General features: G+C 34.6%; 13 protein-coding genes. 5 read left to right on the forward strand and 8 right to left on the reverse strand.

Annotation, left to right across the window (positions count from 1 at the left end):
• Genes ACB088_RS15895 through tviB form a run of 7 tightly spaced genes read right to left on the reverse strand, consistent with a single transcriptional unit; the run spans nucleotide 1 to nucleotide 6915 of the window.
• The gene (locus tag ACB088_RS15895; protein ID WP_375037424.1) at nucleotides 1–1311 is read right to left on the reverse strand and encodes an oligosaccharide flippase family protein; all 1311 of its coding nucleotides are present in this window, start codon (nucleotides 1309–1311) and stop codon (nucleotides 1–3) included.
• Nucleotides 1308–2465, reverse strand: a complete 1158-nt coding sequence (locus ACB088_RS15900) for a glycosyltransferase (protein ID WP_375037425.1) — start codon at nucleotides 2463–2465, stop codon at nucleotides 1308–1310. Before ACB088_RS15900 ends, ACB088_RS15895 begins: the two co-directional genes overlap by 4 nt.
• Before the next feature lie 15 nt (nucleotides 2466–2480).
• Nucleotides 2481–2975 (reverse strand): DapH/DapD/GlmU-related protein, encoded by a 495-nt coding sequence (locus ACB088_RS15905; protein WP_005049228.1) that lies wholly within the window; start codon nucleotides 2973–2975, stop codon nucleotides 2481–2483.
• The gene (locus tag ACB088_RS15910; RefSeq protein ID WP_375037426.1) at nucleotides 2972–4060 is read right to left on the reverse strand and encodes a DegT/DnrJ/EryC1/StrS family aminotransferase; all 1089 of its coding nucleotides are present in this window, start codon (nucleotides 4058–4060) and stop codon (nucleotides 2972–2974) included. The genes ACB088_RS15905 and ACB088_RS15910 overlap by 4 nt, the downstream gene beginning before the upstream one ends.
• Before the next feature lies 1 nt (nucleotide 4061).
• A complete protein-coding gene (wbpD, locus tag ACB088_RS15915; RefSeq protein WP_005049232.1) occupies nucleotides 4062–4640 on the reverse strand; it encodes a UDP-2-acetamido-3-amino-2,3-dideoxy-D-glucuronate N-acetyltransferase in 579 nt (192 codons plus the stop codon).
• A complete protein-coding gene (locus ACB088_RS15920; protein ID WP_005049235.1) occupies nucleotides 4637–5587 on the reverse strand; it encodes a Gfo/Idh/MocA family protein in 951 nt (316 codons plus the stop codon). The genes wbpD and ACB088_RS15920 overlap by 4 nt, the downstream gene beginning before the upstream one ends.
• Before the next feature lie 32 nt (nucleotides 5588–5619).
• Nucleotides 5620–6915, reverse strand: a complete 1296-nt coding sequence (tviB, locus tag ACB088_RS15925) for a Vi polysaccharide biosynthesis UDP-N-acetylglucosamine C-6 dehydrogenase TviB (protein ID WP_375037427.1) — start codon at nucleotides 6913–6915, stop codon at nucleotides 5620–5622.
• 375 nt (nucleotides 6916–7290) lie between these two features.
• Between tviB and ACB088_RS15930 the strand changes: the two genes are divergently transcribed.
• The 5 genes from ACB088_RS15930 to ACB088_RS15950 all read left to right on the forward strand — a co-directional run bounded on the left by ACB088_RS15930 (nucleotide 7291) and on the right by ACB088_RS15950 (nucleotide 12685).
• Complete coding sequence (locus tag ACB088_RS15930; protein ID WP_375037428.1) at nucleotides 7291–8391, forward strand: polysaccharide biosynthesis/export family protein; 1101 nt, start codon at nucleotides 7291–7293, stop codon at nucleotides 8389–8391.
• A 5-nt stretch (nucleotides 8392–8396) separates the two neighbouring features.
• Complete coding sequence (locus tag ACB088_RS15935; RefSeq protein ID WP_005049242.1) at nucleotides 8397–8825, forward strand: low molecular weight protein-tyrosine-phosphatase; 429 nt, start codon at nucleotides 8397–8399, stop codon at nucleotides 8823–8825.
• A gap of 18 nt (nucleotides 8826–8843) precedes the next feature.
• The gene (locus tag ACB088_RS15940; protein WP_375037429.1) at nucleotides 8844–11027 is read left to right on the forward strand and encodes a polysaccharide biosynthesis tyrosine autokinase; all 2184 of its coding nucleotides are present in this window, start codon (nucleotides 8844–8846) and stop codon (nucleotides 11025–11027) included.
• A gap of 193 nt (nucleotides 11028–11220) precedes the next feature.
• Entirely contained in the window at nucleotides 11221–11946 is a 726-nt protein-coding gene (locus ACB088_RS15945; RefSeq protein WP_375037430.1) for an FKBP-type peptidyl-prolyl cis-trans isomerase, read from the forward strand.
• A 49-nt stretch (nucleotides 11947–11995) separates the two neighbouring features.
• Nucleotides 11996–12685, forward strand: coding sequence for an FKBP-type peptidyl-prolyl cis-trans isomerase (locus ACB088_RS15950; protein ID WP_375037431.1), 690 nt, complete (start codon nucleotides 11996–11998; stop codon nucleotides 12683–12685).
• Nucleotides 12686–12732: 47 nt separating this feature from the next.
• On the opposite strand, the gene ACB088_RS15955 is transcribed toward ACB088_RS15950, so the two are convergent.
• A complete protein-coding gene (locus ACB088_RS15955; RefSeq protein ID WP_375037432.1) occupies nucleotides 12733–13947 on the reverse strand; it encodes a hypothetical protein in 1215 nt (404 codons plus the stop codon).
• Nucleotides 13948–13975: the final 28 nt, after the last annotated feature.

Below are 13975 nucleotides of genomic sequence, written 5' to 3' on the forward strand. Positions count from 1 at the left end.
TCAAAAGATAACAGGAATTAGAGAGCAGCATAAACTTAAAAAAGAAACTATATAAGTTTTACTTAAATTACAATTAACCCAAATATAATTTGAAAAAATAGTTCGCATAATAAAAAAAACATAAAATGATATTGCCCCTGCAACAGATGCGCCAACTGCACCAAACTTAGGAATTAGAAAAAAACTTAAGCTTATATGGACAACTATAGCCGAAATACAACTCCATAGAGTATATTTTGTTTTTTTCATCAAGTTTATACCTATACCTGTAACTTCAGACAATGTATATAATAACGGTGCTATTGCACAAAGAGGAACAATTAAATGTATATCAGCATAATTTGAAGGTAAAATTTTAACAATAATTTTTGAAGCAAAAACTAAAAAAATTATTACCATTAATATACAAATTGAGATCTTATATGAAACTGCTCTAACTTTATCAGGAATAGAATTATCATAAATATTTGAATCATTAACCCACTTATAAACAAGAGGTGACCAAATTGTATTAAATACACCAGAAAATATCGCAACCCCACTTGCAATACTAATTGCCATGGCATATAAACCTAGCTGTTTAAGATCAGAGAAAATTTTCAAATAGAATCTATCTGCTAATTTCAATCCCCAAATTACAGCCCCAGTTAAAATTAATGGCAAACCAAAACTATAGTATTTTTTAATACTATAAATATCAATTTTACTTTTTATCGATTTTTTAAAATTATTTCGATTTATCCATAAAAAATAAATAAAAACAATAAAAACAGATAAAAATTGCGACCAAAGTATATTTTCAAACTTCGCTGGACCCATTTTAAAAAAAACAATTATCAACAATAAAAATATAATTTTAGGTAATAACTGACTTAATGAGAATAGCAAGGCTTGTTCTTGTACCCGTTGTATAGCGCTTAGCATTTTTATTGAGAGACTAAAAAAACAGGTTAGAATAGTTAATATGTAAAGCTGAATAGAATATTCATCATATAAAAATAATATTATCTCCTCACGAAAAAAAACGAATGTAAATAATATAAAAATTAAAGAGGGTAGCAATGCTCCTAAATAAATATTTTTAAGAAGAGACTCCTTTATATCTGAATCATAATATTCACGTATAAATGCTTGATCCAATCCTAAACATAAAACCAATGAATACAAAATAACAACAGATTGAAATATAGAAAATTTAGCTACATCAGCAACATTATAAAGCCATGCTATCAAAGGGATTGTGATTAAAGAAATAAGTGCTGCGCCTAATGGACCAACACTATAACGCATAATCTTTTGCTTAATATTCATACAACAAATTTCTGATAAATATATTTTAACTTCATGGTAACTGCTTCCTCACTATATTGCTCATAACAGCTTCTTCTGATTTTATTTTTATCATATTTACTACTTAACATAGTTACCATAGCTTCAGCTAATTCAGCTATATTATTCTTTTCGACCAATAAACCATTTTCTTCCTCCAGAATATCCTCTGGTCCTCCACATTTAGTAGATATAACGGGAAGCCCACTGGCTAAGCTCTCAATAATAACAACTCCGAAGGTTTCAAAATTACTTGATAGTATAAAGCAATCACTTTTATTCATTGCCTCCGCAATAAAATATCTATCTTTTAAACCTAAAAAATTTATATTAGTGAGCATATTGTCTTTAACATACTTTTCTAATGCGCTTTTTTCTTCACCCTCACCAATTAAATCCAATTCAATATTGATGAATCCTTGCTGAATCAATTTATGATATGCTTTAACGATATTAATTTGTCTTTTATTTTCATTCATAAAAGCAACATTAAGAAATTTGAATCTATTATTATTTGACTTTCTTTCTTCTAAACTTTTTTCAAAAAAAATTGGATTAACAATATTAGGTATAATGTCCCACTTACCACTAGTCTCAAATTTACTCATAAAGAATTTTGCCATTTGACTTGAAACAGCAATATTACATGAGCTATTATTTAAGATCTCTTTAGTTACTTGTAATTGATAGGGTGTATATAAATCTCTTATATAACCACTACTATGCTCTGTAACAATATAATTAATCTGATATTTAGTTTTTATGTATTGTGCAATTTCTCCCATATATAAACAAGAATGCACATGTATAATATCTGGTTTACCATATTTTTCTATATATTTTTCAACCCCTTGTTTACCAAATATTGTATTCAAAGTATTTATTAAAAAGGGTACTTTGGGAAACCACAACATAGTTTTGAACCTAATAGTATTAATCCCACTATCATCTTCATAAAAAAAACCATGTTTATAGCTAAAAATTGTTTTCCAATTTTTTAGTGATCTAAATTCATTCGTAACTACTCCTACTTGGTTTCCTGCTTTCAATAGAGCTAAAGCCTGATCTCTAAAAAAACATCCTCTAATATCTTCTTGATACGCAGGATACCATGAGGGAAGAATCAAAATATGCAAAAAAATTCTCCAATATTACTTTACAATAGAAATAATCTTTGCAGGTATACCGGCTATTATTAGGTTACTGTCAAATGATTTTGTAACAACTGAATTAGCACCAACAATTATATTATCTCCTAATATTACTCCTTCGCGAATAAAAACATTATCACCAATCCAACAATTATTTCCTATTTTGATATCTTTTTCGACATGATTAATACCCCCTAGACTATTATTGGTAGGCTTTTCCTTTGAATGAGTAATAGCTTTTATTGATACGTTATATCCAATGGCACAACCATCTCCGATAATAATCTTCGAATTATGTCCACTTGATAAGTGCGCTCCATTCAAATATGTTTTTTCACCAATGAATAAATTATTTACAGGTAAATTTAAAATACACTTAGTCCCGATACTAGCACTAGAGGCAATACCTTTAAATTTTGATACATTGTATAAATGTGTTTTCTTAACAGCCCAATTGACAATCTTTGTAATTAACCGCGCAAAAAGTATACTCATATTATACCTTCTATTTTTTGCACGATAATTTTTTGTGATCCTTGTTCTAAATATGGATGCATTGGTAAGCTCACTACTCTTTCAGCAATCGCATCACCTACAGGCAACTTCACACTTACATCGGCCACAGCAGGTTGTTTATTCAAAGGGATTGGGTAATGCACAGCTGTTGGAATACCTTGAGCTTTTAATTTCTCTTGTATTTCTGCACGGTTATCAACCTGAATCGTATATTGTGCCCATGCACTCGTATTATGCGATTCAAGATGTGGTGTTGTGTGAATACCTGCCTGATTAAATAACTGATTATAAACTTCAGCTACTTTTTGACGTGCTTGCATCTCATCATCCAAAATTTCTAATTTTGGTAATAAAATTGCTGCCTGAATCGTATCTAAACGACTGTTAACACCCACACGGATATGGTGGTAACGTTTATCTTGACCATGTCGTGCAATTTGACGAATCACTTTAGCAAGCTCATCATCATTGGTAAAAATAGCACCGCCATCACCATAGCAACCCAATGGCTTACTTGGGAAAAAGCTGGTACAAGCAACGGTACTTAAGTTACAGCTTTTACGACCTTTATAAGTTGCACCAAAACTTTGCGCAGCGTCTTCAATCACAGGAATACCATACTTTGTAGCAATCGCATTGATTGCATCAAAGTCTGCACACTGGCCATATAAACTTACAGGAATAATAGCCTTGGTCCGAGGGGTAATTGCTGCTTCTAATTTTTCAACGTCTAAATTATAAGTCTTCGGATTTACGTCCACATAGACCGGCTTTGCGCCCAATAAAGCCACTGTTTCCGCTGTCGCAATATAAGTAAAGCCTGGTGTAATGACTTCATCACCTGGTCCAATACCAAATGCCATTTGTGCAATTTGTAAGGCATCTGTCCCATTGGCACAAGTAATGCAGTGTTTAGCCCCCACATAGGCAGCAAGTTTTTCTTCCAACTCAATTACTTCTGGGCCTAAAATGTACTGACCATGTGTCAATACATTTTGAATGCCAGCATCAATTTTATCTTTAATTCGATGTTGCTGTGTTTTTAAATCAATAAAGTCAATCATATTAACCCTGCTTTGTCAGTGTCGTTCCATCTAGTTTATAAACTGCTTCTGTATGAGAACAGGTTACCTGAGCTTGTCCCTGCAAAGGAAGATCAAGCTGCTCACCAAACTCACTCATCCAGCCAATTTGTTTAGCTGGCACCCCGACCATTAGTGCATAAGCAGGTACATCTTTATTCACTACAGCACCAGCACCAACAAAAGCATATGCTCCAATAGTGACACCACAGACAATCGTACAATTTGCCCCTAATGTGGCTCCCTTTTTCACCAGCGTGTCACGATATTGATCTTTACGCTCAATTAAAGAACGAGGGTTATACACATTGGTAAAGACCATGCTTGGGCCACAAAATACACCCTCTTCCAAAAACACATTATCGTAAACCGATACATTATTTTGGACTTTACAATGGTCACCAATCACGACTCGGTTACCAACAAAGACATTTTGACCTAAAGACACGCCTTTACCGATTTTGGCACCACCACAGACATGAACGAAATGCCAAACACGTGAGTCTTCACCAATTTGTGCGCCATCATCGACTATGGCAGTTTCATGTTGATAAAAGCTCATGCTTTTTTCACCTTTGCCAATAATGGATGTGGGTTTTCTGGGTTTTCAACAATTGGAGAAACACGGATCACTTCAACGGTTTCAATTGCTGCACGGTTCTCTTCAACACCATAACCTTTACCTTCTAATACACGTTGATAGCTTTGTGTATGTAAATCGGTAAAGCCACCTGAAAACTCAAGCTCTTCATTTTCAATGGTAATACTACGATAGGTCAGTTTTTCACCTTGTACCGCATTTTCTGGAAGGTTATTTGCATCAATTGACAAGAACCAACGTACACGCGCACGTTCGTACTCCAAATAACCCGAAGCAGTTTTCTCATCACGGAAATGCACTTCATTTTTAACGATTTTGCCGAAAATAAAATGCAACATGTCGTAAAAATGCACACCGATATTGGTTGCTACACCACCTGATTTATTGTCTACCCCTTTCCATGATTTTAGATACCATTTACCACGAGAAGTTAAATAAGTAAGGTCAACATCAAATACTTTATCAGCCGGCGCAGCTTGAACCTTGTCACGCAGTGCGATAATAGATGGGTGCAAACGTAATTGTAAAATTGAGTTTACCTTGCCACCATATTGCTTTTCATATTCAGATAACATATTTAAGTCTTCTGAATTCAGCACCAATGGTTTCTCACAAATGACTTCAATGCCATTTTTCAAAGCATATTTCATATGTGGTGCATGTAGATAGTTTGGTGAGCAAATCGCTACATAATCCAGCTTTTCACCTTTTAGCTTTTGGTCTTCTACATAGGCTTCAAATTCTTCAAACTCGGTAAAAAACTCTGCTTCAGGGAAATGACTATCCATAATTCCCACAGAGTCATTTACATCCATAGCAACAGCTAAAGTATTACCTGTTTCTTTAATAGCTTTAAGGTGGCGTGGTGCGATATATCCAGCCGCACCAATAAGTGCAAATTTTTTCATGATTAAAACTTCAATTTAATAATAAGATAAAATTAGAGACGGAATACGGTAAAGCCAGCATCTGCCATTTCAGTGCGATCAAAAAGGCTCTTAACATCTGCCAACACTGGTTTTTCACATTTCATATAACTACGCAATTCACTTGCTGAAAGTGAACGGAATTCATTGTGACCTACCGCAATAATAACGCTATCTACAGGGTTTTGAGCGTCAACTTTCCCAAGCTCAATACCATACTCATGTCTAACTTCGTCTGCATCGGCCCATGGGTCAGCCACTACAACTTGCGCACCCCAGAACTCTAACTCTTTAATAAGATCTGCTACTTTACTATTACGAATATCAGGACAGTTTTCTTTAAAAGTCACTCCGAGTACACCAACTTTTGCACGAGGGACATCAATACCGTTTTGAAGCATCAGTTTAATCGTGTTACGAGCAACATAACGGGCCATATTGTCGTTGATACGACGACCAGCAAGAATCACTTGTGGATGATAGCCAACTTCTTCTGCTTTATGAGTCAAATAGTAAGGATCAACACCGATACAATGCCCACCGACTAAACCTGGACGGAACGGTAAGAAGTTCCATTTACTACCAGCTGCTTCTAAAACATCTAAAGTATCGATACCAATACGATCAAAAATAACAGAAAGCTCATTTACTAAAGCAATATTTAAATCACGTTGCGTGTTTTCAATAACTTTGGCAGCCTCTGCAACTTTAATACTAGTTGCTTTGTGAGTACCAGCAGTAATAATGCTTGCATATACGGCATCTACAGTATTTGCAACTTCGGGAGTGCTACCACTCGTAATCTTTTTAATTTTAGTCAATGTATTAACTTTATCGCCAGGGTTAATACGTTCAGGACTATAACCAGCAAAAAAATCTTCGTTAAATTTTAGCCCAGACACTTTTTCTAAGATAGGAATACAAACTTCTTCTGTAGCACCTGGATATACTGTAGATTCATATACAACAATATCGCCTTTCTTTAAAGCTTGCCCTACAGTTTCACTCGCTTTTCTTAAAGGGGTTAAATCTGGTCGGTTAACCTGATCAACAGGTGTTGGAACAGTTACAATAAAAAAATTACTTTGTTCTAAGTCATCTAAATTTGCACTAAAACTTAAGTGTTGTGATTGTTGCAGCTCTTCAGGTGTAACTTCTAGAGTATGGTCTTGACCACTTTTTAATTCATCAATACGTTTTTGATTAATATCAAATCCAATTACCGGCCCTTTTTTCCCAAACTCAACCGCCAATGGCAAGCCTACATAACCTAAACCTATAATCGCTATTCTTAAATCGGCAAGTTGCATAAAAGTTAGCCTTATTCCTTACAAATTGTATATATTAAATAATGATACATATGACCAAATATCGTCGTGCGTAACTATATCAGTTTTTTTTTATTAACCGTAATTCAATTGTATAAAAGTGTTTACAGATCTTAGGTTCTTTTTAGATAACCTAATTTATCTTTTCATCAAATTTCTATTTCCAGAGAGGTTAACTAATGATGTGGTAAAGTGTACTGATATAAATTAAACATACAAAGCTCTACGTTTTTTTCTATGTTTTTTATTTTTTTTTCAGCTAGAATCGGACCATCTCTGTCTAACCTAAGCATTTAATGCTATACGATTAATGATACAGACAGTATCAATTAAAGATAAATACACAAAGGGTTGCTTGTGAAGTATTGTCAGTTTTTTTCTGTTCTTACCTTAAGTTTAAGTGCTGCCAGCTGTGCGGTCACTTCCGGTTTACAAACTTACGATATTCCAAATGAAGGCGTTTATAGAACCGACCTTGGAACTACGGTTAACGTTGTTAAAATTTCTCAAGAAACACTACCAGCAATACAACCAGCTCAGGTCGACTATCAACGCGACTATGCAGCCCTATTTAAAAATCAACAACCCATTTACCACTTAAGCCCAGGGGATGTACTCTCAATTCAGCTATGGGCTTATCCTGAAATTACGCCCCCTGTAAACAACGTTAATAATGAGCAATCTGTTCAGGCAAATGGTTATCCAATTGACCAGAGTGGTTACATTCAATTTCCGTTAGTAGGCCGCTATAAGGCTTCCGGTAAAACTCTGGCTCAAGTTAACCGTGAGTTACGTGGTCAATTAGCCCGATTTTTAAAAAATCCAGATGTAACTGTAAGAGTATTATCCTATGAAGGTCAGCGCTTTTCCGTCCAAGGCAGTGTCATAAAAGGCGGACAGTTTTATTTAAGTGACCAGCCTGTAAGTGTATATACAGCTTTAGGACTTGCTGGTGGCGTGAGTGATAGAGGCGATAATACTTACATTCAGCTTATTCGTAATGGTCGAACCTATAATTTAAATACGATCGATTTAGAAAAAGCGGGTTATTCATTACATAAACTACTAGTTCAACCGAACGATACAATTTATGTCAGCAGCCGCGAAAACCAGAAAATTTATGTAATGGGTGAATCAGGTAAAAACCAAGCCTTAGCAATGCGTGATCAAGGGATGACACTAACTGATGCATTAGGTGAAAGCTTAGGAATTAACCCAATTTCGGCGAGTGCAAGCCGCATTTATGTAGTACGCACTAACCCTAATGACCATACAACAGAAATTTATCATTTAAATTTAATGAGCATTGGTGACTTTGGCTTAGCCAATCAATTTAAACTACGTAGTAATGATATTGTCTATGTAGATGCGACCGGCTTGACTCGCTGGCAACGTGTGGTTAACCAGATTATTCCTTTCTCAAATGCTTTATATAACATAGACCGTTTGGGGCAATAATTGTTATGCAATTTAAAAACATTTTAGTGGTCTGTATTGGAAATATCTGTCGTAGCCCTATGGCAGAATATTTTTTAAAACAACAATATCCTCAATTAAATATTGAATCTGCAGGCATTTCAGGGCTTGTAGGCCATCAAGCAGACAACAAAGCACAACTTTGTATGCAACGTCTAGGCATCGATATGCAGCCTCATATTGCAAGAAAGTTAAATGCGGAACATATTAAAAAAGCTGACCTTATTTTGGTCATGAGTCACAACCAGCAAAAACATATTGAGCAAACTTGGCCCTTTGCAAAAGGTAAAACTTATCGCTTGGGTCATTGGCAGAATAGAAATGTGCCAGATCCTTATCAGCACGACCAAGCTATTTTTGATGAAACCTGTCAGCTCATTCAACAGTGCATTGCTGACTGGAAACCTTATATTTAACGCCAAGATTTTAAGCTTATGAACCAAAATACGAATACCGAAGATACAATTGATTTAAAAGAATTGTTTTTTTCACTCATTGCGCAGTGGAAGCTTATCGCTCTATGCGTTATTTTAAGTCTTGTATGTGCTCTACTCTACTTACGTGTCACCCCAAATACTTATTCTGTTGATGCACTAGTTCAAGTAGAAGACAGCAAGGGAGCTTCTGCTGCACTATTAGGCGATCTGTCCAATATGATTGAGCAGAAGTCACCGGCTCAAGCTGAAATCGAAATTTTAAAGTCTCGTTTAGTTTTAGGTTCTGTCATTAAAGAACTACATCTAAATATACAGATTTCCAGTACAGAAAATACTCTTAGTCATCGCTTATTGAGCGATACTGAATATAAAACTGAATATAATAAAAAATCCGTCATCTTTAAGGATGGTCTAAAAAGTTTTGAAATTCGTACACTAGAAATTCCAGCGTATTATCTAGATAAAACCTTACATCTTAACTTTGATAAACAATCTTTACGTTTAACTGACCCAGCAACTGAAGAAGTAGTATTAAATGTCCCTTTAAATCAGTTAAACCAAGTTGCAGGGCCGTATGGTTCTTGGAAAATTGCAATATTCACAAAAGATCAGTTTGATACAACTTATAATATCAGGAACTTATCTTTACCTGCTGCAGTGAATACAATAAGCTCAAATTACTCCGTTGCAGAACAAGGGAAGCTTACCGGAGTATTAGGCTTAAACTATCAAGGACAAGACAAAGAGCATATTACTAAAGTTTTAAATGCAATTTTAGCAACTTATAGCGCACAAAATATTGAACGTCGTTCTGCAGAATCTGCTCAAACCTTAAAATTCTTAGATGAACAGCTACCAGATCTAAAAAAACAACTTGATGATGCTGAACGTCAATTTAACAAATTCCGTCAGCAATATAACACTGTTGATGTGAATAAAGAGTCCGAACTATATTTAACTCAAAGTATTACTTTAGAAACTAAAAAAGCGGAGTTTGAACAAAAACAAGCTGAAATGGCTGCAAAATATACTGCTGAACATCCAGCAATGCGCGAAATTAATGGACAACTCACTGCCATTAATAAACAAATCGGTGATTTAAATAGCACATTAAAACAACTACCAGATGTACAACGTCAATATCTACAGTTGTACCGTGAAGTTGAAGTAAAGACTCAGCTTTATACAGCACTACTTAACTCTTACCAGCAGCTTCGTATTGCAAAAGCAGGTGAAATTGGTAATGTACGTATTGTTGATACTGCTGTTGAACCAGTTGAACCAATTAAACCTAAAAAGTTACTAGTCCTTATCTTATCTTTATTCTTAGGCGGTTTTATTGGTACTTTAATTGCCCTATTACGTAATATGCTACGTACAGGTATTAAAGATTCTAGTCAAATTGAAAATGAGTTAGATTTACCAGTCTATGCAACCGTGCCACGTTCACCAATTCAAGAAAGTCGTATTAAGATTTTAAAGAAAAAGAAGAGCATTCCTATTCTTGCGGTTAAAAATAGTGATGATATTGCAATTGAGAGCTTGCGGAGTATCCGTACAGCAATCCACTTTGCATTAGCAAATGCAAAAAATAATATTATTATGATTGCGGGACCATCTCCAGAAGTGGGTAAATCCTTTATTTCGACCAACCTTGCAACCATTTTTGCGCAAGGAGATAAACGAGTCTTACTGATTGATGCAGATATGCGCCGTGGTTATATGCATAAATACTTCGATGTTGATGTGAAACCGGGTCTTTCTGAATTACTAAGTGGGCAAGCTGATCTACAAAAAGTATTACACAAAACTCCTGTGGCTAATCTTGATATCATTACGCGTGGTAAGAGCCCAACAAATCCTTCAGAAATTTTAAGCTCGAACCAGTTTAAAGAGTTACTTGAGCAGCTACAAAGCCAATATGACCACATCATTATTGATACGCCGCCAGTACTGGCAGTAACCGATGGTATTATCATTTCGCAATACACAGGTGTGAACTTAATTGTTGCTCGTTATGCTAAGTCACAAATGAAAGAGCTTGAATTAACACTTAATCGCTTTGAACAAGCGGGTGTTAAAGTCAATGGCTTTATTCTCAATGACATTCAACGTGCTAGTGCGGGTTATGGTTATGGTTATAACTATGCCTATGCTTACAAAGCACAGAAAGAAGATTAAACGTAAAATGAGAATGAAAACCGGATCATTTGATCCGGTTTTTTTATTTAAGATTTTTTTAAGTATATCCCTACTAAAACTAACTAAAATATATAAAAAACCACTCGTTTTTTTTCTTAAACATTCTATGCTTAAGCATGCTAAGATCGAAAGCAGCCTTTTTAGACTCAAATGATTATTTTTGGAACCTTTTATGAGTAAAGCCTTACCCATTGCTGTCGCTGTAGTTTTAGGCGGTGCTGCACTTGTACCAGTATATTATGCAAGCCAACATCCGACCACAGAAGTCGGAAGCAAGGCAAATAAAAATGCCTCTCCAATTGAAAAAATCAGTTATGTCCTTGGATACGAAGTTGCACAGCAAACTCCACCTGAGCTAGATACAAAAGCATTTGTGAAAGGGATTCATGATGCTCGCAGCAAGCAGCCAAGTGCCTATACTCAAGAAGAGTTAAAAGCTGCTGTAGCTGCTTATGAAAAAGAATTGCAGCAAAAAATGCAACAACAAGATAAACCAGAGCAAGCTGCTGGTACTACTCCTGAGTCTGCAAATGCGCAGTTCCTTGTAGAAAATAAAACAAAAGCTGGCGTAAAAACTACGGCGTCTGGCTTGCAATATATCATTACTAAAGAAGGCACAGGTAAACAACCCACTGCGCAATCTATCGTTAAAGTACATTACGAAGGCCGTTTAATTAATGGTCAGGTTTTTGATAGTTCCTACAAACGTGGTGAGCCAGTTGAGTTTCCACTCAATCAGGTTATTCCTGGCTGGACTGAGGGGCTTCAGCTCATGAAAGAAGGTGGTAAAGCGACGTTCTTTATTCCATCAAATCTTGCTTATGGTGCTCAAGAACTTCCTGGCATTCCAGCAAACAGTACACTGATTTTTGATGTAGAACTCATTTCAGTGAAATAAAAATATTCAGGAGAGTAGAACATTACTCTCCTTTTTTTTGGAAAACGGCATGAAAAAAATTGGTCTAATTATTGCAACATCAACAATGAGTTTATCTGTTTTTGCTGCAACTCCTATAACGAATAAAAGCCCAGCAAAAGAACAATTTAGCTATAGTTATGGCTATTTGATGGGTCGTAATAATACTGATGCATTAACAGATCTAAATCTTGATATTTTTTACCAAGGTCTTCAAGAAGGCGCACAAAGTAAAACAGCACGCCTAACTGATGAAGAAATGGCAAAAGCGATTAATGACTATAAGAAAACCTTAGAAGCCAAACAATTAGTTGAATTTCAAAAAACAGGCCAACAGAATGCCCAAGCAGGTACAGCATTTCTTGCTGACAATGCAAAAAAATCTGGTGTAACCACGACTAAATCTGGTCTTCAATACCAAGTATTAAAAGAAGGTAATGGTCAAAAACCGAAAGCTACATCTCGTGTTAAAGTGAATTACGAAGGTCGTTTACTCGACGGGACGGTATTTGATAGTTCTATTGCCCGTAATCATCCTGTCGAGTTTCAGCTCAGTCAAGTGATTGCAGGTTGGACAGAAGGTCTGCAAACCATGAAAGAAGGCGGAAAGACTCGTTTCTTTATTCCTGCGAATCTTGCTTATGGTGAGGTCGGGGCTGGTGATACGATTGGCCCAAATAGCACTTTAATTTTTGATATTGAATTAATAAAAATCCAATAGCCTTTATGCTAAGTATTAATTTAAATTGATACTTAGCATAAAATAACTTAAAAGTTTGAGGAAAGAAATGAATTATAAATATACAAACATTCATTGAAACTTTTACGATCTATAATTTTTTTTTGCTCTATTATTTTTTTCATTGTCATATCACACTCATCTTCAGAAATATTTTCTCTTATTTGATGATAATAATTAGTATAAGTTTGCTTTATATCTTGGCTTGATAAAAACACCCACCACCCCATACCAAAAGAGTAGGTTAACTCATATGGTCCATAGCCTTTCCCTTTCCCTAAGCTAGGGTATTCCCACCGAAATATACCATTTCTTCCATCCATATAATTTGTTAAATAAATATGGTTATTCCTAATAACTAAAACTTTTTCAAAGAACTGTTTATTTAAACCCTTCCTATATTTTTCAATCGTTAATTTATCGTTTTTATCTAATCCAGCATTTTCTAAAGACAAAAGTAATTTAGGCATTCTAAAAAAATGAGAGCTATCTGTTACCATTTGTGTTAAAGGTTTTTTACTCTTAATAATATCTTTTCTACTATAACCAGCATATGCATAATCATTATAATTATCCCAAATGCCCATATCAAATAACCACCCGCCCTCTTTAGTAAAACTACTTCTACGCTTAAAGACCTCTAATGCAATTTGGACAATATCATTTAAGTCTTTATCATTTGGATATTTCTTTTTAAGATTGGCTGCAACACCGAATAAAAATAATTCTTCATCTATTATTCCCACTCTATAGTCATGACTATTTATTGATGCATTTAACTTCCAATTTACTCTTTCTCTCATATTCTTAAAATTATTAACACCGCCCCATTGCCAGGCAGTAGATTTTAACCAAAATTTTTTTACATTGCCTAATAAATACTCATTTAGTCTTTCATTTTTATAATTTGAGAGAACTGCATATTCACTTAAAAAGTAGTAGTATTGCCATGTAGTTAATCTTTCTTTATGTATATTTAAATCAATAGTATCTACACCTTGATCTAAAAATTTATTTATATGAACATCAAAATCCTTTTCTAGAGGAGTTAAGTTATTTTTATATATATAATGCATTGGTACCATTAAAAAATGAGAAGAATTATATCTTTCTTTTTTATCCCAAGTAGGTATAGATAAATATGCCTTTATACTTAAATAATTATTCAATTCATTATCAGCAACTACTTTTCCTTGTATCGAAATTAATAAAACAAATAAAATTAATTTATATAAATAACTCACACTTAAATTCCTATATTATATAAAATAT

Source organism: Acinetobacter sp. RW6 (assembly GCF_041956835.1).
GTDB lineage: Bacteria > Pseudomonadota > Gammaproteobacteria > Pseudomonadales > Moraxellaceae > Acinetobacter > Acinetobacter calcoaceticus.

Bases quoted from the DNA above. Each gene is read 5' to 3' on its own strand.
- ACB088_RS15945 (WP_375037430.1), top strand. From the start codon at position 11,221: ATGAGTAAAGCCTTACCCATTGCTGTCGCTGTAGTTTTAGGCGGTGCT.
- ACB088_RS15910 (WP_375037426.1), bottom strand. From the start codon at position 4,060: ATGATTGACTTTATTGATTTAAAAACACAGCAACATCGAATTAAAGAT.
- ACB088_RS15950 (WP_375037431.1), top strand. From the start codon at position 11,996: ATGAAAAAAATTGGTCTAATTATTGCAACATCAACAATGAGTTTATCT.
- ACB088_RS15920 (WP_005049235.1), bottom strand. From the start codon at position 5,587: ATGAAAAAATTTGCACTTATTGGTGCGGCTGGATATATCGCACCACGC.
- tviB (WP_375037427.1), bottom strand. From the start codon at position 6,915: ATGCAACTTGCCGATTTAAGAATAGCGATTATAGGTTTAGGTTATGTA.
- ACB088_RS15895 (WP_375037424.1), bottom strand. From the start codon at position 1,311: ATGAATATTAAGCAAAAGATTATGCGTTATAGTGTTGGTCCATTAGGC.
- ACB088_RS15940 (WP_375037429.1), top strand. From the start codon at position 8,844: ATGAACCAAAATACGAATACCGAAGATACAATTGATTTAAAAGAATTG.
- ACB088_RS15935 (WP_005049242.1), top strand. From the start codon at position 8,397: ATGCAATTTAAAAACATTTTAGTGGTCTGTATTGGAAATATCTGTCGT.
- ACB088_RS15905 (WP_005049228.1), bottom strand. From the start codon at position 2,975: ATGAGTATACTTTTTGCGCGGTTAATTACAAAGATTGTCAATTGGGCT.
- wbpD (WP_005049232.1), bottom strand. From the start codon at position 4,640: ATGAGCTTTTATCAACATGAAACTGCCATAGTCGATGATGGCGCACAA.